The following is a 21638-nucleotide window of genomic DNA, read 5'->3' as shown; positions in this document are numbered from 1 at the left end:
GCTCACCGGGGCGCACATGAGCGTCCTCAGACGACGCTGACGGGCTCGCGTGCCGGTGTCGTCGGCACGGTGGTGATGCCCGCGGCTGCGGGCGCTTCCGCCTTGGCCTTCTTCACGCGGATCCGGCGCGTCGTCGGCCTGGCGTACGTGATGTACAGAGGCAGGGCGACGAACAGCAGACCGCCGACGAGGTTGCCGATCACGGTGGGGATCTCGTTCCAGATGAGGTAGTCCATGATCGTGAAGTCGGCGCCGAGCAGCAGGCCGGAGGGGAACAGGAACATGTTCACGATCGAGTGCTCGAAGCCCATGTAGAAGAAGAGCATGATCGGGAGCCACATCGCGGCCATCTTGGCGATGACGTTGTCGGAGACCATCGAGAGCACCACGCCGGTGGAGACCATCCAGTTGCACAGGACGCCGCGGATGAACAGCGTCAGCATGCCCGCTGCCCCGTGGTCCGCGTAGCCGACGGTGCGGCCGTGGCCGATCTCTCCGATCGCGTGGCCGACGGCGCTGGGTTCGGTGGAGAAGCCGTACGTGAAATAGACGGCCATGAGGATCGCCACCATGAACGCGCCGCCGAAGTTCCCGATGAACACCAGGCCCCAGTTGCGGAACAGGGCGCCCACGGTCGCGCCAGGGCGTCGGTCGAGAACCGCGAGCGGGCCGAGGGTGAACACCCCGGTGAGCAGATCGAAGCCGAACAGGTACAGGATCACGAATCCGACGGGGAACAGCAGTGCGCCGAGCAGCGGCTGGCCCGTGTTGGTCGAGACGGTCACCGCGAATGCGGCGGCGAGGGTGAGGAGTGCTGCGCCCATGAAGGCGCGCACGAGGGTGTCGCGGGTGGACAGCTGCAGTTTGTAGGCACCCGCATCCACCATGCGGACGACGAGATCGGCGGGTTTGACGTAGGACACGGGCAACCTCCTGGACGATGCGATGAGCAGTGCTGGTCTGCTCTCCAGCGTCACTCACCGGCGTTTCCGCCAGGGACCGGTCGCGTTACGAGTGTGGAGCGATTCCCTCACATCGCGGACGAGTCGGTGTGAGGATCACGGCCTCAGTCCGCCGGCGCCGTCGTGAACAGGTCGGCGAACGGGTTCTCGACCGGTCCGGTCGTGGGGGCGTCCGTCGGTGCCGGATCCGGCGCCGTCACCGCGGCATGGACGGACTGGCTCACGACCGCCCCGATCACGATGAGGGCTCCGATGATCACGGCCGCGGTGTTGTCGCGCACGCGGCGGCTGATCTGTCCCTCGTGCCAGGACGTGCGCGCCGCGTACAGCCGCGCGCGCTCGCTCGATGCCCTGGTGCGCTGTGCGCTCTTCGATCCGCGACCGGCCATCATGTCCCTTCCCTCGGCGCTGGCTGCCCGCGCCACAGGCGAGCCTACCGGCGTGCCTGTCCGCGGTGCGCATTAGCCTGGATGGATGACATCCGCGCCGCTGCTCTCGGGACAGACCCCGCTGGCCGTCCGCATGCGCCCCGTCTCGCTCGACGAGGTCGCCGGGCAGCAGCATCTGCTCCGCGCCGGTTCGCCGATCGTGGCCCTCGCCGACCCGGACGCCGCCTCTCCCGGCGCGGTCTCGATCATCCTCTGGGGGCCGCCCGGCACGGGCAAGACCACTCTCGCGCAGGCGATCGCGCGATCGTCGGGGCGGCGCTTCGTCGAGCTGTCGGCCATCACCGCCGGCGTCAAGGACGTGCGCGAGGTGATGCAGGAGGCGATCACGCAGCGCGACCTGTACGGCCAGACGACCATCCTGTTCCTCGATGAGATCCACCGGTTCACGAAGGCCCAGCAGGATGCCCTTCTTCCCGGTGTCGAGAACGGCTGGGTCATCCTCATCGCCGCGACCACGGAGAACCCGTCGTTCTCGGTGATCTCGCCGCTGCTGTCGCGTTCGCTGCTGCTCACCCTGCAGCCGCTGACCGACGACGACATCGCTGTGCTCATCGACCGTGCGGTCTCGGATGCGCGGGGGCTGAACGGCTCGGTCGAGATCGACGATGCCGCGCGCGGTGCGCTCGTGCGTCTGGCATCCGGCGACGCGCGCCGTGCGCTGACCGGGCTGGAGGCCGCCGCCGCCGTCGCGGCGTCGCAGGCCGCCGGCGACGAGGCGCTGCCGTCCGTCACGGCCGACGACGTCGCCCAGGCCGTCGATCGGGCTCTCCTGCGGTATGACAGACAGGGCGACGAGCACTACGACGTGATCAGTGCGTTCATCAAGTCGATCCGCGGCTCCGACCCGGACGCCGCGCTGCATTACCTGGCGCGCATGATCGAGGCGGGGGAGGATCCGCGGTTCATCGCCCGACGTCTGGTGATCTCGGCAGCCGAGGACGTCGGGCTCGCCGACCCGCAGGGTCTGGTGATCGCCACGGCGGCCGCCGATGCCGTGGCCTTCATCGGGATGCCGGAGGGCCGGATCCCGCTCGCCGAGGCGACCGTCTATCTCGCGACCACGGCGAAGTCCAACGCGGCCTACGCCGGCATCGACGCGGCGATCGCCGATGTGCGCGCCGGCAGCTTCGGGCGGGTGCCGCCGCACCTGCGCGACGCGCACTACCCGGGAGCCAAACGACTCGGTCACGGCAAGGGCTACGCGTACCCGCACGACAACGAGCACGGCATCGTGCCGCAGCAGTACCTCCCGGACGAGCTCGACGGGCGTCGCTACTACCGGCCCAAGAACCTCGGTGCCGAGCGCGACATCTCATCCCGGCTCGAGCGGATCCGCCGCATCCTCGACGGCCGCTGAGGGCGCACGGCGCGTCTGTTAGACTTGATCGGCTCGAAACCGAGTTTTCGGGCATCCCTACGTTCACACCCCACCTTCTTCGCGCCCCGGCGTGCGCGATTCAGGCAGAGCGCGGGAGATACGTCCGTGCGACGTGAAAGACACGTCCACGTCATCGGAAGGAATGCTTCGTGGTCACGAAGTCCCAGGACCGCCGCAAGGTCCGTCTGTCCCGCGCCCTCGGCGTGGCACTCACCCCGAAGGCCGCCCGCTACCTCGAGAAGCGTCCCTACGCTCCGGGCGAGCACGGCCGCACCAAGCGCAAGGCCGACAGCGACTACGCCGTCCGCCTCCGCGAGAAGCAGCGTCTGCGCGAGCAGTACGGCATCCGCGAGAAGCAGCTGCGCATCGCGTTCAACGAGGCCCGCCGCGTCGACGGCCTGACCGGTGAGAACCTGGTCGAGCTGCTCGAGATGCGCCTCGACGCGCTCGTGCTGCGTTCGGGCTTCGCCCGCACCACCGCACAGGCCCGCCAGATGGTCGTGCACCGTCACATCATGGTCGACGGTCAGCTCGTCGACCGCCCGTCCTTCCGCGTGAAGCCGGGTCAGCTCATCCACGTCAAGCCGCGCAGCGAGGGCACTGAGCCCTTCCAGGTCGCAGCCGCCGGCGGTCACGCCGAGGTCCTGCCTCCCGTTCCCGGCTACCTCGAGGTCGAGCTCGACAAGCTGCAGGCACGCCTGGTCCGTCGTCCGAAGCGCGCCGAGGTCCCCGTGACCTGTGAAGTGCAGCTCGTCGTCGAGTACTACGCGGCTCGCTGACGCTTCGACAGGCTCAGCGACCGGCGAAAGCCGAACGAGAGGCGTCGGGTTCATCCCGGCGCCTCTCGTCGTACCCAGGGCTGTTTCCGCCTACGATGGAAAGACCGCGCTCTGCGGACCCAATCGCGAGGATGACGACATGAAGAACGTGCTGTGGTTCCTGATCGGCGTGATCGGCGGCTTCGTCGCCGCGCACTTCATGAACAAGGACCCCCGCGGCCACGACCTGCTGGCCGACGTCGACGCCCGGATCACCGAGTTCACCGCGATTCTCGGGGACGCGTATCGCGACCAGGAGGCGCGGCTCGTCGAGCCCCGTGAGAACTGACAAGGACAGCAACACCCTGATGAAAACCGCGGACATCGCGCAGCGCTACCTCACCTACTTCGAGAAGAACGACCACCTCATCGTCCCCTCGGCATCCCTGGTCAGCGACGATCCGTCGCTGCTGTTCACCGTCGCCGGCATGGTGCCGATGATCCCGTACCTGACCGGAGTCGTTCCTGCGCCGCATCCGCGGATCGCCGACGTCCAGAAGTGCATCCGCACCAACGACATCGAGGAAGTGGGCCGGACCGCCCGTCACGGCACCTTCTTCCAGATGCTGGGCAACTGGTCCTTCGGCGACTACTTCAAAGAGGGCGCGATCCGCTACGCGTGGGAGCTGCTGACCTCCTCCGAGTCCGACGGCGGTCTCGGCTTCGACGAGAAGGATCTCTGGGTCACCGTCTACGAGACCGACGACGAAGCCGAAGCGATCTGGCGCGACATCATCGGGTTGAAGCCCGAGCGGATCCAGCGGCTCGGCCGGGCCGACAACTACTGGAACACCGGGCAGCCCGGCCCCGGCGGCCCTGATTCGGAGATCTTCTTCGACCGCGGGCCCGCGTACGGCCAGGACGGCGGCCCCGCTGTCGACGACTCGAGGTTCCTCGAGATCTGGAATCTCGTGTTCATGCAGGACTTCATCGACAACATCCGCGGAAAGACCGAGTTCGACATCGTCGGCGAGCTGCCGATGAAGAACATCGACACCGGCATGGGCCTCGAGCGCGTCGCATTCCTCAAGCAGGGTGTCGAGAACATGTACGAGACGGACCAGGTGCGTCCGGTTCTCGACCGCGCGATCGAGCTGTCCGGTCGCCGGTATGGCGCGGCCCACGAGGACGATGTCCGTTTCCGGGTCATCGCCGACCACGTGCGCTCGTCGCTCATGCTGCTCTCCGATGGCGTCCGGCCGTCGAACGAGGGGCGCGGGTACATCCTTCGCCGCCTCATGCGTCGCACGGTCCGGGCGATGCGCCTGCTCGGCGTCGATGAGCCGTCCTTCCCCGAGCTGTTCTCCGCATCGCGCGATGCGATGAAGGCGACCTACCCGGAGCTGGAAACGGACTGGTCGGTGCTGTCGTCCGCCGCCTTCGCCGAGGAGGAGACCTTCCGTCGCACGCTCGCTCAGGGCTCGACGATCCTCGACCTCGCGCTGGATCAGACCAAGAGCGCCGGGGGGAGCACTCTCAGCGGCCCCGAGGCGTTCCTGCTCCACGACACGTACGGTTTCCCGATCGATCTGACCCTCGAAGTGGCGGAGGAGGCGGGTCTCTCCGTGGATCGCTCGGCCTTCGACGCGCTCATGCAGGAGCAGCGCCAGCGCGCCAAGGAGGACGCCCGCAACCGCAAGCGCCAGCTCGCAGATGTCTCGGTCTACCGCGACCTGCGTGCGCTCGGCGAGACGGCGTTCGCCGGCTACGACGACCTCGAGACGGAGTCGCGGGTGCTGGGCATCCTCGTCGACGGACAGCCGGCGGTGTCGGCGAGCGAAGGCCAGGTCGCCGAGATCGTCCTCGCCGAGACGACGCTGTACGCCGAGTCCGGCGGCCAGGTCGCCGACAAGGGCACGATCGTGGGACCGGGCTACGAGCTCGAGGTCCTCGACGTCCAGAAGCCGGTTCCCGGCCTCATCAGCCACACCGTGCAGGTGAGCACGGGCACGGTCGCGGTCGACGACCGCGCGACGACGGTCGTGGACGCGGCGAACCGCCGTGCCGCCCGGCAGGCCCACTCCGCGACCCACCTCGTGCACGCGGCGCTTCGCGACACGCTCGGCCAGGGCGCCACCCAGGCCGGATCGCTGAACCGCGCCGGCTACATGCGCTTCGACTTCTCGTGGTCGCAGCCGCTGTCGACCGACACGCGCACCGAGATCGAGGAGATCACCAACCGCGCCGTGCATGACGCCCTCGAGGTGACCACGCGCATCGTCTCGCTCGACGAGGCGAAGGAGGCCGGCGCCATGGCCCTGTTCGGCGAGAAGTACGGCGACGTCGTGCGGATGGTCGACATCGGCGGACCGTGGTCGCGCGAGCTGTGCGCCGGCACGCACGTGCGCTCGAGCGCCGAGATCGGTCTGGTCAGCGTGGTCGGGGAGTCCTCCGTCGGCGCATCCAACCGCCGCATCGAGGCCCTGGTCGGTCAGGATGCCTTCCGCGAACTCGCCGCCGAGCGCGCGATCGTCTCGCAGCTCACCTCGGCGCTGAAGACCCCGCGCGAGCAGCTGCCCGACCGGATCGCCGAGATCGCCGCGAACCTCAAGGCCGCCGAGAAGCGCATCGCGCAGTTCGAGGCGAAGGAGCGCGAAGGCCGGGTGCCGGCGATCGCCGACGCCGCCGAGCGCATCGGCGCCTTCCGCGTGGCCGCCGTGTCGATCGGCGAGGTCGCCTCGGGGGATGACGTGCGGAACCTCGCTTTGAGCGTGCGCGAACGCCTCGGCTCCGAGCCCGCGGTCGTCGCCCTCGGCGGCGTGGCCGGCGGGCGGCCCGTGGTGGTGGTCGCCACGAACGAGGCGGCCCGCGCCGCCGGCGCCAAGGCCGGTGCGCTCGCGAAGCGCGCCGCGGGCGTGCTCGGCGGCGGTGGCGGCGGGCGCGATGACGTCGCCCAGGGCGGCGGAGCGGATGCCGCGGCCCTTCCGGCGGCCTTCGACGCAATCACGACCGAGCTGCGGAGCGCGTGACCGGTTTCCGTCGCGGCGTGCGACTCGGCGTGGACGTGGGCAGGGCCCGCGTCGGCGTCTCGCGCTGCGACCCCGACGGGATGCTGGCCGTCCCGGTGGAGACGGTGCCGCGCACGGATGCGTCGCTCCAGCGTCTCGCCGAGATCGCGAAGGAGTACGAGCCGATCGAGTTCGTCGTCGGCCTCCCCGTGAACATGCACGGCGAGGACACTCCGTCGACGACCGATGCCAGGGACTTCGCGTCCGCGCTGGCCGTGCTGACGTCCATCCCGGTACGGCTTGTCGACGAGCGTCTGAGCACGGTCTCGGCGCATGCGGCGCTGCGCTCCTCTGGAAGAACCCAGCGGAACTCTCGTAGCATTGTCGATCAGGTCGCCGCTGTGGTCCTGCTGCAGCACGCGATCGACACGGAGAAGAGCACCGGCAGCCCGGCCGGTTCCGTGGCCCCGACCCCCGAGGAGCCCGCCTGACCATGCCCGATCGTGAGAACGCAGAGTCGAGTTCGCACAGTCTGTCCGACGAGCTCTTCTCGAAGCTGCCGGAGCCCTCGCACCGTGCGCCGTCGTCCGAATCGGCGCCGCCGGCTCCCGGTTCGCGCCGGGCGCGTCGTGAGGCCGCGCAGTCGGGTGACGACGACAGCACGCGCACGCGTCCGATCGTGAGCGAGGCACCCGCCGTGTCTCTGCCCGTGCCCGCGCTTTCGGAGGAACCTGCACCGGCGGCAGCACACGAGCAGGACGCGGACGCGGACGAAGAGCCTGCCGCTCCGGCGCAGGCCGCGCAGCCCCGTGCGGCGACGCTCGACGACCTGTTCGAAGCCGACCACAGCGAGGTCGTCCACTCGAAGAAGGAGAAGAAGAAGCGGCGCACCGGGTGCCTCGTCGCCCTCGTGATCCTCCTTGCGATCCTCGGCGGTCTGACCGCGGGCGGATTCTGGGTCTGGAACACCTACGGCGACAAGATCAGCGACGTCATGGGCTGGGGCCCGCCCGAGGACTGGGAGGCCGGCATCGCGACCGGCGAGGTGTTCGTCACGATCCGCGACGGCGACACCGGCGCGCCGGTGTCGACCGCGCTGTACGAGGCGGGAGTCACACGCACGGAGAACGTCTTCTACGACTACCTGGTCGACGAGAACATCGCCGTGACTTTCTACCCCGGCGTGTACAAGCTGCAGGAGAAGATGACGGCGCAGGCCGCGCTCGAGGCGATCCAGGATCCGGCGAACAAGGCCGAGAACACGGCATCCGTGCCGGAGGGGTCGACCCTCGAGCAGATGCTCCCGCTGATCGCCGACGGGCTGGCGATGCCCGTGGAGGACTTCCAGGCGGCCGTCGAGAACCCGAGCACCTACGGCGTGGCAGCGGACAGCCTGGAGGGCTGGCTGTTCCCCGCCGTCTACACCTTCGACCCGGACGTCACCGCCGAGCAGGTGATCCAGCGGATGGTCGACCGGACGCGGGAGTCCCTCGCGGCCGCGGATGTTCCCGAGGCCGATGCCCAGCGCATCCTGACGATCGCTTCGATCATCCAGCGCGAAGGCAGGGCAGACGACTTCGACAAGGTGTCGCGGGTCATCCAGAACCGTCTCGACGACGGGATGAAGCTGCAGATGGACTCCACCGCGCAGTTCGGCTACGGCGAACTGCACGCAGGGGTCGTCAGCACGTCGGAGGAGGCGCAGTTCGACGACAACCCGTGGAACACCTATGTGATCGACGGGCTTCCGATGGGCCCGATCGCCACAGCCAGTGACGCTGCGATCGACGCGGCCATGCATCCGGCGGACGGTCCGTGGCTCTATTTCGTCACGATCAACCCGCAGACCGGCGAGACGGTCTTCTCGACGACCTACGAGGAGCACCAGGCGGCGATCGGGACATGGCAGCAGTGGTGCCGTGACAACCCCGACCAGGGCTGCTGAGACGATGACGATACGCCCCCGCCTCGCGGTCTGGGGCGACCCGATCGCGCATTCGAGGTCGCCGCAGCTCCACACCGCGGCTTACCGCGTGCTCGGCCTCGACTGGCTGTACGACCGTCGACAGGTCACGGCCAAGGCCTTCGATGACGCTCTGGCCGGACTCGATGACGCGTGGCACGGCCTCTCGCTCACGATGCCGCTCAAGGAACGGGCGTTCGCGGCGGCCGCGAGTGTCGATCGGCATGCCGAGCTCACGGGGGCTGTGAACACGCTGCTGCTGGGGGAGCGGCCGACGGGTTTCAACACCGACGTCGGCGGGATCGTCGACGCACTCGGCGACGACGGCATCACCGGGGTGCGGTCCGTCCGCATCCTCGGCGCCGGAGCGACCGCGGCATCCGCCCTGGTCGCGGCCGCTGAACTCGGGGCGGAGCACGTCGACGTCCGCGCCCGGCGACCCGAGCGCGCCTCGGCGCTCATCGCACTGGGCGGGCGCCTGGGCGTTCCGGTCGACGTGGACGTCCTCGACACCGCACCGGCTGCCGTCGATCTGACCATCTCCACGCTCCCGGGTGGCGCCGATCTGGAGGAGAGCGTCGCACGGGCGCTCTCCGCGGACGGCGGAGCACTGTTCGACGTCGCCTACGCGCCGTGGCCGTCGGCGCTCGGCGCCGTCTGGCAGGAGGGACCGGTGATCTCCGGCCTCGGGATGCTCCTTCACCAGGCAGTCCGCCAGGTGCGGACCTTCGTGAACGGCGACCCGGCGGCACCGCTCCCGGATGAGCACGCCGTGCTGACCGCGATGCGCGAAGCGCTCTGACGAGGCGGTCTGCGACATACGGACCGATCGTGGTCTGAACCCGTGGGAGACTGGAGCAATGCTCCGCGTGCTCACCGCCGGCGAATCGCACGGCCCCGAACTCATCGCCGTCATGGAGGGGCTGCCTTCTGGCGTCCCGATCTCCTCCGAGGCGATCCAGGCCGACCTCGCGCGCCGCAAGCTCGGCTACGGCCGCGGCTCGCGCATGAAGTTCGAGCAGGACGAGCTCACCATCTCGGGCGGCGTCCGCCACGGCAGGAGTCTCGGCAGCCCGATCGCCCTGCGCATCGGCAACACCGAGTGGCCCAAGTGGGTCGAGGTGATGAACCCAGAGCCGGTCGAGATCACCGACAAGTCGCGCGGCCGCTCGGCGCCGCTGACCCGCCCGAGGCCGGGGCACGCCGACCTCGTCGGCATGCAGAAGTACGACTTCGACGAGGCCCGTCCGATCCTCGAGCGGGCGAGCGCACGCGAGACCGCGGCCCGTGTCGCGCTCGGCGCCGTGGCCCGTTCGTTCCTCGGCGAGCTCGGCATCCGCCTGGTCAGCCACACGCTCTCCATCGGACCGGTCCAGGTTCCCGAGGGGCGCGCCCTGCCGACGCCGGACGACGTCGACGCGCTGGATGCCGATCCGCTCCGCTGCTTCGACGCCGAGACATCCGCGCGCATGGTCGACGAGATCGACGACGCCCGCAAGGCCGGCGACACGCTCGGCGGCATCGTGGAGGTGCTCGCGTACGGGCTGCCCCCTGGGCTCGGCTCCCACGTGCACTGGGACCGGCGCCTGGACGGTCGTCTCGCGCAGGCGGTCATGAGCATCCAGGCCATCAAGGGCGTCGAGATCGGCGACGGCTTCGAGACGACGCGCCGCCGGGGCTCCGCAGCCCACGACGAGCTCTTCGCCGCCGACGCGGGCATCACGCGAGCCTCCGACCGCGCCGGAGGCACCGAGGGCGGCATGTCCACCGGCACCGTGCTGCGCGTGCGAGCCGGCATGAAGCCCATCGCGACGGTGCCGCACTCGTTGCGGACGATCGACGTCGCGACCGGCGACGCCGCGACCGCCCACCACCAGCGTTCCGACATCAGCGCGGTTCCCGCAGCCGGCGTCGTCGCCGAGGCCATGGTCGCCATCGAATTGGCGAACTCCGTGCTCGAGAAGTTCGGCGGCGACAGCATCCGCGAGACCCGCCGCAACCTCGAGAGCTACCTCGCCGCCATCCCGGCGGAGCTGCGCACGGCCCCCGCCTCCGAGGCGGCCCTGATCGCCCACGATGAGCAGTCCTGAGCCGCTGACGCTCGCGCTCGTGGGTCCCATGGGCGCAGGGAAGACCAGTGTGGGGCGCCGGGTCGCCAAGAAGCTCCAGGTGCCGTTCATCGACACCGACCGGCGGATCGTTATCGAGCACGGGCCCATCCCCGAGCTGTTCACGGCCTACGGCGAAGAGCATTTCCGGGCGCTCGAGCGCGCAGCGGTCGCTCAGGCCCTCGCCGAGGGCGGTGTGGTCTCGGTCGGCGGAGGAGCAGTGACCTCGGCCGAGACGCGGGCGCTGCTGCGTCGGCACCCGGTCGTCCTCCTCACCGTCTCGCCCGAGACGGTCGCCCGCCGCATCAGCGGCGGAGGGCGGCCCATGCTCGCCGGGGGCGAGGATCCGATGGTGCGGTGGAACGAGATCTACGAGCAGCGCCGCGGCTGGTACGAGGAGGTCGCCGATGCGACCTTCGACACGTCTCGACGGCCGATGCAGCGCATCGCCGAAGAGATCGCGGCATGGAGGAGAGAGCAGGCATGAGCACGACGACCATCAGTGTGACCGGACAGGCGGCCTACGACATCAGCATCGGCCGCGGCATCCTCGATCAGGTGTCCGGTGCGCTCGATCCCGCCGTCCGCAAGATCCTCGTCGTCCACCCCCCGACGCTCGCGGCACGCGCCGCGGAGCTGCGCGACCGCCTGCTCGCCGACACGACGAACGGACAGCGCGAGGTGCTGCTGGCCGAGATCCCGGATGCCGAGCAGGGCAAGCGCATCGAGGTGGCTGCCTTCTGCTGGCAGATCATGGGACAGTCCGACTTCACCCGCACCGACGCCGTCATCGGCTACGGCGGCGGAGCGGTCACCGACGTCGCGGGCTTCGTCGCGGCCACCTGGCTGCGCGGCGTGCAGGTCGTGCAGGTGCCGACGACCGTCCTCGGACTCGTCGACGCCTCGGTCGGAGGCAAGACCGGAGTCAACACGAACGAGGGCAAGAACCTCGTCGGCGCCTTCTGGGCGCCGCGCGCCGTGATCGGCGACCTGGACGAGCTCGGCAGCCTCAGCGCCCACGAGGCCACGGCCGGGTTCGCCGAGGTCGTGAAGGCCGGCTTCATCTGGGCGCCCGAGATCCTCGACATCATCGAAGCGGACCCGGCAGCGGCCGTCGACACCACGACCGAGGGATTCCGCCGCTCGGTCGAGCTGGCCGTCGACATGAAGGCGCGCGTCGTGTCCGAGGACTTCCGCGAGGCGGGGCAGCGCGAGATCCTCAATTACGGCCACACGCTCGGCCACGCCATCGAGCACGCCGAGCGCTACCGCTGGCGGCACGGAGCCGCGATCTCGATCGGCATGATGTACGCGGCCGAGCTGTCGCGGCTGGCGGGCCGGCTCTCCGACGCGGCGGTCGACCGGCATCGGTCGATCCTCGAGTCGTTGGGTCTTCCGACCACCTACCGCGCGGGTGCATGGGCGACCCTGCTCGCGACGATGCAGCGCGACAAGAAGGCGCGCGGAGGGATGCTCCGCTTCATCCTGCTCGACGACATCGCCAAGCCCACCGTGCTGCAGGCACCGGACGAGTCGCTCCTGTTCGCCGCTTACCAGGAGGTGGGGGCATGACCCGCCGGCTGCTGCTCGTGAACGGCCCGAACCTCAATCTGCTCGGTGTCCGCGACCCCGCGGTCTACGGCACGTCGACCCTGGCCGATGTCGAGCGGATCACGGCCGAGGCCGCTACTGCGGTCGGATTCGAGGTGCGCAGCATCCAGTCGAACCATGAGGGCGTGCTGATCGACGCCATCCACGCCGCCCGAGAGGACTGCGCAGGCGTCGTGATCAATCCCGGCGGCCTCACCCACACCTCCGTGGCGCTGCGCGACGCCCTCACCGGCGTGAGCCTGCCGTTCGCCGAGGTGCACATCTCCGACGTCAACGCGCGGGAGGAGTTCCGCCGCTTCTCGTACCTGCACGACGTCGCCGCGGTCCGGGTGATCGGCGAGGGCGTCGACGGCTATGCGAGCGCCGTCGCACAGCTGACGGCGCTCATCCCGTAGAATCTACTGTCGGCCGCGCGCTTCGACCTGCTCGGCGACCGGCCCCTTACTTCTAACGAACGGAACTTCCCCGCATGGCATCCACCGCAGACATCAAGAACGGCGTCGTCCTGAACATCGACGGACAGCTCTGGAGCGTCATCGAGTTCCAGCACGTCAAGCCGGGCAAGGGCGGCGCGTTCGTGCGGACCAAGCTCAAGAACGTCGTGACCGGCAAGGTCGTCGACCGCACGTACAACGCCGGCGCCAAGGTCGACATCGAGAACGTCGACCGTCGTGACTTCACGTACCTGTACGCCGACGGCGACGGCTTCGTCTTCATGGACACCACCGACTACGACCAGATCACGCTCAGCGATGTCGTCGTCGGCGAGGCGAAGAACTTCCTGCTCGAGAACCAGCAGGTCACCATCGCCCTGAACAACGGCAACCCGCTGTACATCGACCTGCCCGCCTCCGTCATCCTCGAGGTGACCTACACCGAGCCGGGTCTGCAGGGCGACCGCTCCTCGGCCGGCACCAAGCCCGCCACGGTCGAGACCGGCTACGAGATGCAGGTTCCGCTGTTCGTCGAGACCGGCACCCGGATCAAGGTCGACACCCGCACGGGCGACTACCTCGGCCGCGAGAAGTAAGGCGTGAGCGCCCGGACGAAGGCGCGCAAGCGCGCACTCGACATCCTCTTCTCATCGGACGTCCGAGGGGACGAGATCGCCGTCACGCTCGCCGCCGAGGCGAAGCGCGCGGCCAGCGAGCCCGCCCGCGAGGCCTCGTGGCTGTACGCCCGCGAGATCGTGGACGGGATCATCGACCACCGCGGAGACATCGACGAGAGCATCGTCACGCACAGTCGCGACTGGAAGCTCGAGCGCATGCCCGCCGTCGACCGGGCGCTGCTGCGCATCGGCGTCTGGGAGATCCTCTACAACGACGAGGTCCCGACGGCGGTCGCGATCGATGAGGCCGTCGAGCTCGCCAAGGAGCTCTCGACCGAGGACTCCGGCGCGTTCGTCCACGGCGTCCTGGCCCGGGTGGCACGCTCCAGCTGATGGCCGACTGGCGCCTGCTCCTGGCGGACGCCGCCGTGCCGAAGGGCGGCACACCGCTCGCGCTCGGCATCGAGGTGCGGCAGCGCGCGTCGGTCGGCGCGCACCAGTGGGCCCCGCGCCCGGTACGCACCGCGACGGTCCGCGACGTGGTGCGCGGCGAGGGCGATCTGCTCTTCGGCATCCGCCCGCTCATGCGCAGCGAATCGACCGGAGCCTGGGTGCAGGGGACGGCGTCCTGGGATGCCGTGCGCCGGCCGGGGTCGGCGTTCGCACCGGAGCAGGCCCGCTGGTTCGGCGAGCTGCTCAGCATCGCCCGCGACTCGCTGCTGTCGGGGACGGCGGGCGACTGGCTCGTCCTGGACACCGTCGAGTCGGGGCTGCTCTGGTCGCACCTGCGCGCAGCCGCGGATCGCGGCATCCCGATCCTGACGATCCAGAAGAGCTTCGAGGTGGTCTTCGCCGACAGCGGAGCGGTCACCGCCGTTGTCGAGCGCACCGATTCCGGCCTCTCCGTCGCAGCCGACGTGACCCTCGACGGGCGCGCCGTCGATGTTCGCGAGGTGCGCACGATCGGCCGAACCGGCCTCTACGCCGTGACCCCGCTCGGTGCCCGCGCGCGCGTGACGCTCGCCGAGATCCCGCTCAGCCCTGCCGTGCACGCTCTCCTGGGCGCGCAGGCGGCGCTCTCCGTGCCCGCGGCGGAGGAGAACGCGTTCCTGCGCGACGCCTATCCTGCGATCGCCCGCCGCGTCGAGGTCCGGGCAGTCGGCGCCGTCGAACTGCCGGCGGTTCCACCACCGGTCGCCACGCTCGTCGTCACGCACCGCCCGCGTGACACCGTCGACTACGCCTTCGAGTGGACCTACCGCGGCTACGGACGGTTCGGCACCGCACCGAGCCCCGACGCGATCCGGGATGCCGACGCCGAGGCGACGGCCGGCGAGGCGCTCGCGCGGCTGTGGGAGGAGGTGACGGGGGAGCGGTTCACCGGCGGAGGAAGCGTCCACGACGTCGACGCGGGCGAGTTCGTCACCCACGTCGTCCCGGCGCTGAAGGAGCGCGGCATCGACGTCGTCATCGCCGGGCGCCCGCGCACGTACCGCGAGCTCAGCGGCGCACCCGAGATCACGGTCTCGACCGTGGAGACGACCGACCCGGACTGGTTCGATCTGGGTGTGCTCGTGAAGATCGACGGGCGCAGCATCCCGTTCACCCCGCTGTTCACCGCCCTGTCGATGCGCCGTACCAAGCTCCTCCTCGTCGACGGCAGCTGGTTCTCGCTCGCGCATCCGGCGCTCGACGCGCTGCGCGAGCTCATCGACGAGGCCACCGAACTCTCGGAATGGGAGACCGGCCCGCGGATCAGCCGCTACCAGACCGCGCTCTGGGAGGACTTCGAAGATCTCGCCGACGAGGCTCGACCCGCGGTGGCCTGGCGGGAGACGGCGGGCGGCCTCCGCGAGGCGACGACCGTTCCGCCGGTGCCCGTTCCTGCCGGCCTGCGCGCCGAACTGCGCCCGTATCAGCGCCAGGGATTCGACTGGCTCGCCTTCCTGTGGAGCCACCGCCTCGGCGGCGTGCTCGCCGACGACATGGGTCTCGGCAAGACGATCCAGCTGCTCACGCTCATGCTGCACGCCCGTGAGAACGGGGAGCGGCGCCCGTTCCTCGTCGTCGCGCCGACCTCGGTGATGCAGACCTGGCGCGAGGAGGCATCACGATTCGCGCCGGGTCTGCGGGTGAGCGTGGTCGACGGCACACGTGCGCGTCGCGGCGCGTCGATCGACGAGATCGCGCAGGACGCGGACGTCGTGGTGACCTCGTACACGCTCATCCGCCTGGATGCCGACGAGTACAGTGCGCGCGACTGGGCGGTGCTCGTCCTCGACGAAGCGCAGTTCGTCAAGAACCCCGAGGCAGGGCGGCACGCCGCCGTCGCCGCCGTGCCGGCGGACGTCACCATCGCCGTCACCGGTACTCCGCTCGAGAACAGCCTCGGCGACCTCTGGGCTCTCCTGAAGCTCACAGCCCCGGGGCTGTTCGCCTCCGCCCGACGGTTCCGGCAGGACTACATCCAGCCGATCGAACAGGGCAAGGTGCCAGAGAACGAGGAGGGCGGCGAGTACCGCCGGCGGCGTCTGGAGCGCCTGCGCCGGCGGATCCGGCCCCTCGTCCTCCGCCGCACCAAGGGCCTCGTGGCCCCGGAGCTGCCGGCCAAGCAGGAGCAGCTGCTGCACGTCGAACTGGGGCCTGCGCACCGCGGACTGTACGACACCGTGCTGCAGCGCGAGCGCCAGAAGGTGCTGGGCCTGCTGCAGGACCTCGATCGCAACCGGTTCATCGTCTTCCGGTCGCTCACGATGCTCCGGATGCTGGCTCTCGCCCCCGGACTCATCGACGAGGGGGATGCGCGCATCGCCTCGCGCAAGCTGGAGGTCCTCGCCGAGCGCGTGATAGAGCTGCACGCCGAGGGGCACCGTGCGCTCGTATTCAGTCAGTTCACCTCGTTCCTGGAGCTCGCCGCAGCGAGGCTCGATCGGGCCGGCATCCCCTACGCCCATCTCGACGGCTCCACCCGCGACCGCCAGAAGGTCATCGACGGATTCCGGGCAGGCGTGCAGCCCGTTTTCCTCATCAGCCTGAAATCCGGCGGGTTCGGGCTGACGCTGACCGAGGCCGACTACGTCTTCCTGCTCGATCCGTGGTGGAACCCGGCCGCCGAGGCGCAGGCCATCGACCGGACGCACCGGATCGGCCAGCAGAACCCCGTGATGGTCTACCGCATGATCTCCGAGGGAACGATCGAGGAGAAGGTGCTCGCGCTGCAGCAGCGCAAGGCGCGCCTGTTCACCGCGGTCATGGACGACGACGAGCTCTTCGCCCGCTCGCTCACCGCCGACGACATCCGCGGACTGTTCGAGCCCTGAGCCCCTGTGGCTTTTCCCCGGCCCGGCACCGGGTGCGCACAGCATCCCGCCGGTAGAATCGTGCAGTCCACCACAGGAGGAGCGCAATGCGGATCACGGGACTCGGCCACGCCGGGATGTTCATCGAGACGGCCGGGGGGAACATCATCTGCGACCCTGTCCTGGGCCCCTCGTTCTTCGGCTCCTGGTTCCCGTTCCCCGACAACCGGGGCCTCGACTGGGAGCGGTTCGGCCGCGAGGCGGACTTCCTGTACATCTCGCACCGTCACCGTGACCACTTCGATCCGAAGCTGCTGCAGCGCTACATCCGCAAGGACATCGAGGTGCTCCTCCCGGAGTACCCGATCGACGACCTCGAGCAGGACATCCGCGCCCTCGGCTACACGAACATCACCTACGCACCCGCCGGCCGGGTGATCGAGCGCGGCGATCTGAAGATCATGATCACCCCTCTTCGGGCACCCAGCGACGGCCCGATCGGCGACTCCTCGCTCAGCGTCGACGACGGCACGGGCTCCGTGCTCAATCAGAACGACTCGCACCCGCTCGACCTCGAGAAGCTCCTCGACTTCGGCAAGCCGGACGCGTACTTCACGCAGGTCTCCGGCGCCATCTGGTGGCCGATGGTCTACGACCTGCCACTGGATGCCAAGCAGAACTTCGCGCAGCTCAAGCGCGACGCGCAGAACAAGCGGGCGATGTTCTACATCGAGAAGGTCGACGCCCCGCACGTGTTCCCGATGGCAGGGCCGCCGATGTTCCTGCGCGACGACCTGTTCGACTTCAACGGCACCGGGCGCAACGGCGAGTCGATCTTCACCGACCAGAAGCAGTTCCTGGCCCACATGAAGGAGCAGGCCCCGCAGTACGACGGGCAGCTGTTCGTGCCGGGCACGGTGGTGACCCTCGAGAACCGCGAACTCGTCTCTGTCGAGCAGACGCTGTACACGAACGACGAGATCGACCACATCTTCGACGAGAAGTGGGACTACCTCGAGGAGCAGCGGGCCCAGCGTCAGCAGGAGATCCGCGACGAGGAGGCATCCCGCGCTCCCGAGCTGTCGGCGGAGGAGATCCTCGCCGAGCTCAAGGCCTGGTGGGAGCCGCTGCTGAAGAAGTCGCGCACGATCCGCCTCGGCGTCGGGGGCAATGTGCGCTTCCGCATCGGCGACCTCGACATGGTCGTGGACTTCCCCCGCGCCAAGGTGCGCGAGTACGCGGGGGAGGAGTGCATCTACTGGTACACGATCCCCGCCGACCTCGTCTCCACCAACATTCGCGACCGCGAGATCGACTGGTCGAACTCGATCTTCCTGTCGATGCAGTTCTCGGTCGGCCGCAGTGGAAAGTTCAACGAGTTCCTCACCACGTTCCTCAAGTGCCTGTCGGTCGACCGCATCGAGTACGTCGAGAACTGGTACTCCGAGCAGACCGACCAGACCGAGGACGCCGAGATCGGCGACTGGGTCGTGCAGCGGCGGTGCCCGCACCTGCGTGCGGACCTCACCAAGACCGGCAAGGTCGACGAGGACGGCATCCTCACCTGCAGCATGCACGACTGGAAGTGGGACCTGAAGACGGGCAAGTGCCTGACGACGACGGGCCACGCGATCCGCGCCGAGCGCTGCCCTGTCACCGAGGACGCCCTGAAGCTCGGCTGACGGTAGAGTGGTGCCTGCAAGCAACCTTTAACACCGTCCGGAGAGGCGGAGAAGGGAGCGGCTGATGAGCGCACGCACTGTGCTGCAGCAAGCCGATATCTCGCGGGCTCTGACCCGCATCGCCCATGAGATCCTCGAATCCAACAAGGGTGCGGCTGACCTGGTGCTGCTGGGGATCCCCACGCGCGGCGTCGCCCTTGCGCAGCGCCTCGGCGCGCTGATCGATCAGATCACCGGCACCCCGGTACCCGTCGGATCGCTCGACGTCACGATGTACCGCGATGACCTCGCCAAGCACCCGACACGGTCGCCGCAGCCCACCGAGATCCCCGCCGGCGGCATCGACGGCAAGACCGTCGTGCTCGTGGACGATGTGCTCTTCTCGGGGCGCAGCATCCGCGCAGCCCTCGACGCGCTCGGATCGATCGGACGCCCCGCGATCGTGCGTCTCGCGATCCTCGTCGACCGCGGGCACCGCGAGCTGCCGATCCGCCCGGACTTCGTCGGCAAGAACATCCCCTCCGCCAGGACGGAGCGAGTGAACGTGCGCCTGACGGAGAACGACGGCGCGGACGAGGTGACGATCGGAGCATGAGGCACCTCCTCGACACCCACAGCCTCGAGCGGGCAGCGGCCCTGCGCATCCTCGACGTCGCCGAGGACATGGCGGACACGCAGTCGCGCGAGATCAAGAAGCTGCCGACGCTGCGCGGCAAGACCGTGGTGAACCTGTTCTTCGAGGACTCCACGCGCACGCGCATCTCGTTCGAGGCCGCGGCCAAGCGGCTCTCGGCCGACGTCATCAACTTCGCCGCGAAGGGCTCCAGCGTCTCGAAGGGCGAGAGCCTGAAGGACACCGCCCAGACGCTCCAGGCGATGGGGGCGGATGCCGTCGTCATCCGTCATGCGGCATCCGGCGCGCCGCGCACTCTCGCCACGAGTGGCTGGATCTCGGCCGGTGTGGTCAACGCCGGGGACGGGACGCACGAGCATCCGACCCAGGCGCTTCTCGACGCCTTCACGATCCGCAAGCGCCGCTACGGTGCAGCCAGCCGCGGCCGCGACCTCGCCGGCGTCCGCGTCGTGATCGTCGGCGACGTGCTGCACTCGCGGGTCGCCCGCTCGAACGTCTGGCTGCTCACAACGCTCGGCGCCGAGGTCACGCTCGTGTCGCCCCCGACGCTGGTCCCGCAGAACGTGTCGGCGTGGCCGGTGCGCGTGCTCTACTCGCTCGACGAGGCGCTCGCAGAGGGCCCGGACGCCGTGATGATGCTGCGCATCCAGCTCGAACGCATGAACGCGGCGTATTTCCCGAGTGAGCGGGAGTATTCCCGTACCTGGGGGCTCGACGCCGTGCGCGCGGCGACGCTTCCGGGCGATAGCATTGTGATGCACCCCGGACCCATGAACCGCGGCCTCGAGATCTCATCGGAGGCGGCGGATTCGCCGCGTTCGACGGTGCTCGAGCAGGTCGCGAACGGCGTGTCCGTGCGGATGGCCGTGCTGTACCTGCTGCTGGCAGGAGAACGAGACGACGAACGAGGGAGAGACCTGTGACCGAGACCCTCTTGATCGCAGGGGCCAGGGTCCTGGGCAGGGACGGCGCCGACATCCTCGTCGAAGACGGAGTGATCGCGGAGATCGGCGCGGGGCTCAGCCGTGACGGCGCCCGCGTCATCGACGCCGACGGACTCGTCGCGCTCCCCGGCCTCGTGGACCTGCACACCCACCTGCGCGAACCCGGATACGAGGCATCCGAGACGATCCTCACCGGCACCCGTGCCGCGGCGGCCGGCGGATTCACCGCCGTCTTCGCGATGCCGAACACCTCTCCGGTCGCCGACTCGGCCGGTGTCGTCGAGCAGGAGCTCGCCCTCGGCGAGGCGGCCGGCTACGCCACCGTCCAGCCGATCGGCGCGGTCACGGTGGGGCAGAAGGGCGAGCGCCTGGCCGAGCTCGGTGCGATGGCCGGATCCCGCGCGAAGGTCCGCGTGTTCAGCGACGACGGCTTCTGCGTCTTCGATCCGCTGATCATGCGCCGTGCGCTCGAGTACGTGAAGTCCTTCGGCGGCGTCATCGCGCAGCACGCGCAGGACCCGCGCCTGACCGAGGGCGCCCAGATGAACGAGGGCGTCGTCTCGGCCGAACTCGGCCTCGCCGGCTGGCCCGCCGTCGCCGAGGAGTCGATCATCGCCCGGGACGTGCTCCTCGCCGAGCACGTCGGCTCCCGTCTGCACGTGTGCCACCTCTCCACGGCCGGCTCGGTCGACATCATCCGATGGGCCAAGAAGCGCGGCATCCAGGTGACCGCCGAGGTCACCCCGCATCATCTGCTGCTGACGGACGAGCTCGTCCGCGGCTACGACGCCCGCTACAAGGTCAACCCTCCGCTGCGCCGGGAGGAGGATGTCCTGGCCGTGCGCGAGGGCCTCGCGGACGGCACGATCGACATCGTCGCCACCGACCACGCCCCGCACCCGAGCGAGAGCAAGGCGTGCGAGTGGCAGGCCGCCGCGAACGGCATGGTGGGGCTCGAGAGCGCCCTGCGCGTCGTGCATCAGTCGATGGTTCAGACGGGGCTGCTCGAGTGGGACGACATCGCACGCGTGATGAGTTCGGCCCCGGCGCGCATCGGGATGCTCGACGGGCACGGCACGCCGCTCGAGGTCGGCCGTCCGGCGAACATCACGCTGTACGACCTCGCCGTCGCCGGCAGGTTCACCCAGGCCGAACTGCACGGCCGCAGCGAGAACTCGCCGTACCTGGGCCGTGAGCTGCCCGGCCGGGTGGAGTGGACGATCCACAACGGCGTCGTCACCCTCGCCGAAGGCGCCGTCGCAGAGGAGCTGGTCCGATGAGCATGCGCGACCTCGCCGTCGCGATCACGATCGGCGTCGCCGTTCTGATCCTGCTGTCGATGGTCTTCGCCTGGCGTCGACGAATCCGGCGCGACGCGGTCTACACCGCGCCGTTGGGCGTCCCCGAGCACGCCGAGGTCCTCAGCCGCCACGAAGTGCTGTACGTGTCGACGACGCGCCATGACGAACCGCTCGAGCGCCTGGCGATCGCGCCGCTCGCGTACCGCGCACGCGGCGAGCTGGCCGTCACCGATCGCGGAGCGGCGCTCTGCCTCGACGGGGCGCCGACGGTGTTCCTGTCGAAGGACAAGCTCGCCGGCGTCGACCGAGCCACCGTCACGATCGACCGGGTCGTCGAGCCCGGCGGTCTTGTCCGCCTCTCCTGGAACGTGGATGCCGACACCATCGTCGACTCCTATCTGCGGTCCACCTCCGGGGCGCCGGACACCCTCATCTCAGAGATCCAGCGGGTCATCCCCGCCGACCACACAGGAGCCACGTCTTGACCAGC

21 protein-coding genes are annotated in these 21638 nt (G+C 69.5%); 19 read left to right on the top strand and 2 right to left on the bottom strand.

Translation table 11 applies throughout. The features are described from left to right. Positions 1-26: 26 nt before the first annotated feature. Complete coding sequence (locus AB0269_RS04765) at positions 27-923, bottom strand: formate/nitrite transporter family protein (protein ID WP_366210109.1); 897 nt, start codon at positions 921-923, stop codon at positions 27-29. 143 nt (positions 924-1066) lie between these two features. Beyond that, positions 1067-1387, bottom strand: a complete 321-nt coding sequence (locus AB0269_RS04760) for a hypothetical protein (protein WP_366210108.1) — start codon at positions 1385-1387, stop codon at positions 1067-1069. 49 nt (positions 1388-1436) lie between these two features. Between AB0269_RS04760 and AB0269_RS04755 the strand changes: the two genes are divergently transcribed. The 19 genes from AB0269_RS04755 to AB0269_RS04665 all read left to right on the top strand — a co-directional run bounded on the left by AB0269_RS04755 (position 1437) and on the right by AB0269_RS04665 (position 21633). After that, positions 1437-2768 (top strand): replication-associated recombination protein A, encoded by a 1332-nt coding sequence (locus tag AB0269_RS04755; protein ID WP_366210107.1) that lies wholly within the window; start codon positions 1437-1439, stop codon positions 2766-2768. Positions 2769-2938: 170 nt separating this feature from the next. Beyond that, positions 2939-3568 (top strand): 30S ribosomal protein S4, encoded by a 630-nt coding sequence (gene rpsD, locus AB0269_RS04750; protein ID WP_175986266.1) that lies wholly within the window; start codon positions 2939-2941, stop codon positions 3566-3568. Positions 3569-3707: 139 nt separating this feature from the next. Next, positions 3708-3896, top strand: a complete 189-nt coding sequence (locus tag AB0269_RS04745; RefSeq protein ID WP_175986267.1) for a hypothetical protein — start codon at positions 3708-3710, stop codon at positions 3894-3896. 19 nt (positions 3897-3915) lie between these two features. After that, positions 3916-6576 carry an alanine--tRNA ligase gene (gene alaS, locus AB0269_RS04740; protein WP_366210106.1) on the top strand — a complete coding sequence of 887 codons (2661 nt, stop codon included), beginning with the start codon at positions 3916-3918 and terminating at the stop codon, positions 6574-6576. Continuing rightward, positions 6573-7046, top strand: coding sequence for a Holliday junction resolvase RuvX (gene ruvX, locus AB0269_RS04735; RefSeq protein ID WP_366210105.1), 474 nt, complete (start codon positions 6573-6575; stop codon positions 7044-7046). Before alaS ends, ruvX begins: the two co-directional genes overlap by 4 nt. Before the next feature lie 2 nt (positions 7047-7048). Beyond that, positions 7049-8500, top strand: a complete 1452-nt coding sequence (gene mltG / locus AB0269_RS04730) for an endolytic transglycosylase MltG (RefSeq protein ID WP_366210104.1) — start codon at positions 7049-7051, stop codon at positions 8498-8500. Positions 8501-8504: 4 nt separating this feature from the next. Continuing rightward, positions 8505-9320 carry a shikimate dehydrogenase gene (locus AB0269_RS04725; RefSeq protein WP_366210103.1) on the top strand — a complete coding sequence of 272 codons (816 nt, stop codon included), beginning with the start codon at positions 8505-8507 and terminating at the stop codon, positions 9318-9320. 58 nt (positions 9321-9378) lie between these two features. Continuing rightward, positions 9379-10608, top strand: coding sequence for a chorismate synthase (aroC, locus tag AB0269_RS04720; protein ID WP_366210102.1), 1230 nt, complete (start codon positions 9379-9381; stop codon positions 10606-10608). Further along, entirely contained in the window at positions 10595-11113 is a 519-nt protein-coding gene (locus AB0269_RS04715) for a shikimate kinase (protein WP_366210101.1), read from the top strand. Before aroC ends, AB0269_RS04715 begins: the two co-directional genes overlap by 14 nt. Next, on the top strand, positions 11110-12198 hold the full coding sequence (gene aroB, locus AB0269_RS04710; RefSeq protein WP_366210100.1) for a 3-dehydroquinate synthase: 1089 nt from the start codon (positions 11110-11112) through the stop codon (positions 12196-12198). Before AB0269_RS04715 ends, aroB begins: the two co-directional genes overlap by 4 nt. Beyond that, on the top strand, positions 12195-12632 hold the full coding sequence (locus tag AB0269_RS04705; protein ID WP_366210099.1) for a type II 3-dehydroquinate dehydratase: 438 nt from the start codon (positions 12195-12197) through the stop codon (positions 12630-12632). Before aroB ends, AB0269_RS04705 begins: the two co-directional genes overlap by 4 nt. A gap of 74 nt (positions 12633-12706) precedes the next feature. After that, positions 12707-13267 (top strand): elongation factor P, encoded by a 561-nt coding sequence (gene efp / locus AB0269_RS04700; protein WP_366210098.1) that lies wholly within the window; start codon positions 12707-12709, stop codon positions 13265-13267. Between the two features lie 3 nt (positions 13268-13270). Beyond that, the gene (gene nusB / locus AB0269_RS04695; protein WP_366210097.1) at positions 13271-13681 is read left to right on the top strand and encodes a transcription antitermination factor NusB; all 411 of its coding nucleotides are present in this window, start codon (positions 13271-13273) and stop codon (positions 13679-13681) included. Beyond that, a complete protein-coding gene (locus tag AB0269_RS04690; protein ID WP_366210096.1) occupies positions 13681-16608 on the top strand; it encodes a DEAD/DEAH box helicase in 2928 nt (975 codons plus the stop codon). Before nusB ends, AB0269_RS04690 begins: the two co-directional genes overlap by 1 nt. An 86-nt stretch (positions 16609-16694) precedes the next feature. Next, on the top strand, positions 16695-18269 hold the full coding sequence (locus AB0269_RS04685; protein ID WP_366210095.1) for a Rieske 2Fe-2S domain-containing protein: 1575 nt from the start codon (positions 16695-16697) through the stop codon (positions 18267-18269). Positions 18270-18333: 64 nt separating this feature from the next. Further along, complete coding sequence (gene pyrR, locus AB0269_RS04680) at positions 18334-18864, top strand: bifunctional pyr operon transcriptional regulator/uracil phosphoribosyltransferase PyrR (protein ID WP_366210094.1); 531 nt, start codon at positions 18334-18336, stop codon at positions 18862-18864. Next, a complete protein-coding gene (locus tag AB0269_RS04675) occupies positions 18861-19826 on the top strand; it encodes an aspartate carbamoyltransferase catalytic subunit (protein ID WP_366210093.1) in 966 nt (321 codons plus the stop codon). Before pyrR ends, AB0269_RS04675 begins: the two co-directional genes overlap by 4 nt. Continuing rightward, the gene (locus AB0269_RS04670) at positions 19823-21127 is read left to right on the top strand and encodes a dihydroorotase (RefSeq protein WP_366210092.1); all 1305 of its coding nucleotides are present in this window, start codon (positions 19823-19825) and stop codon (positions 21125-21127) included. Before AB0269_RS04675 ends, AB0269_RS04670 begins: the two co-directional genes overlap by 4 nt. Next, a complete protein-coding gene (locus AB0269_RS04665; protein ID WP_366210091.1) occupies positions 21124-21633 on the top strand; it encodes a hypothetical protein in 510 nt (169 codons plus the stop codon). Before AB0269_RS04670 ends, AB0269_RS04665 begins: the two co-directional genes overlap by 4 nt. Positions 21634-21638: the final 5 nt, after the last annotated feature.

The sequence above is a fragment of the Microbacterium sp. NPDC077644 genome, assembly GCF_040702785.1.
GTDB lineage: Bacteria > Actinomycetota > Actinomycetes > Actinomycetales > Microbacteriaceae > Microbacterium.
This window is presented reverse-complemented; position numbering and strand designations above follow the sequence as displayed.

Excerpts from the sequence above, each read along its gene's own strand:
- AB0269_RS04755 (WP_366210107.1), top strand. The coding sequence starts at position 1,437 with ATGACATCCGCGCCGCTGCTCTCGGGACAGACCCCGCTGGCCGTCCGC.
- AB0269_RS04745 (WP_175986267.1), top strand. The coding sequence starts at position 3,708 with ATGAAGAACGTGCTGTGGTTCCTGATCGGCGTGATCGGCGGCTTCGTC.
- alaS (WP_366210106.1), top strand. The coding sequence starts at position 3,916 with ATGAAAACCGCGGACATCGCGCAGCGCTACCTCACCTACTTCGAGAAG.
- mltG (WP_366210104.1), top strand. The coding sequence starts at position 7,049 with ATGCCCGATCGTGAGAACGCAGAGTCGAGTTCGCACAGTCTGTCCGAC.
- AB0269_RS04725 (WP_366210103.1), top strand. The coding sequence starts at position 8,505 with ATGACGATACGCCCCCGCCTCGCGGTCTGGGGCGACCCGATCGCGCAT.
- aroC (WP_366210102.1), top strand. The coding sequence starts at position 9,379 with ATGCTCCGCGTGCTCACCGCCGGCGAATCGCACGGCCCCGAACTCATC.
- AB0269_RS04715 (WP_366210101.1), top strand. The coding sequence starts at position 10,595 with ATGAGCAGTCCTGAGCCGCTGACGCTCGCGCTCGTGGGTCCCATGGGC.
- aroB (WP_366210100.1), top strand. The coding sequence starts at position 11,110 with ATGAGCACGACGACCATCAGTGTGACCGGACAGGCGGCCTACGACATC.
- AB0269_RS04705 (WP_366210099.1), top strand. The coding sequence starts at position 12,195 with ATGACCCGCCGGCTGCTGCTCGTGAACGGCCCGAACCTCAATCTGCTC.
- efp (WP_366210098.1), top strand. The coding sequence starts at position 12,707 with ATGGCATCCACCGCAGACATCAAGAACGGCGTCGTCCTGAACATCGAC.
- AB0269_RS04690 (WP_366210096.1), top strand. The coding sequence starts at position 13,681 with ATGGCCGACTGGCGCCTGCTCCTGGCGGACGCCGCCGTGCCGAAGGGC.
- AB0269_RS04685 (WP_366210095.1), top strand. The coding sequence starts at position 16,695 with ATGCGGATCACGGGACTCGGCCACGCCGGGATGTTCATCGAGACGGCC.
- pyrR (WP_366210094.1), top strand. The coding sequence starts at position 18,334 with ATGAGCGCACGCACTGTGCTGCAGCAAGCCGATATCTCGCGGGCTCTG.
- AB0269_RS04675 (WP_366210093.1), top strand. The coding sequence starts at position 18,861 with ATGAGGCACCTCCTCGACACCCACAGCCTCGAGCGGGCAGCGGCCCTG.
- AB0269_RS04665 (WP_366210091.1), top strand. The coding sequence starts at position 21,124 with ATGAGCATGCGCGACCTCGCCGTCGCGATCACGATCGGCGTCGCCGTT.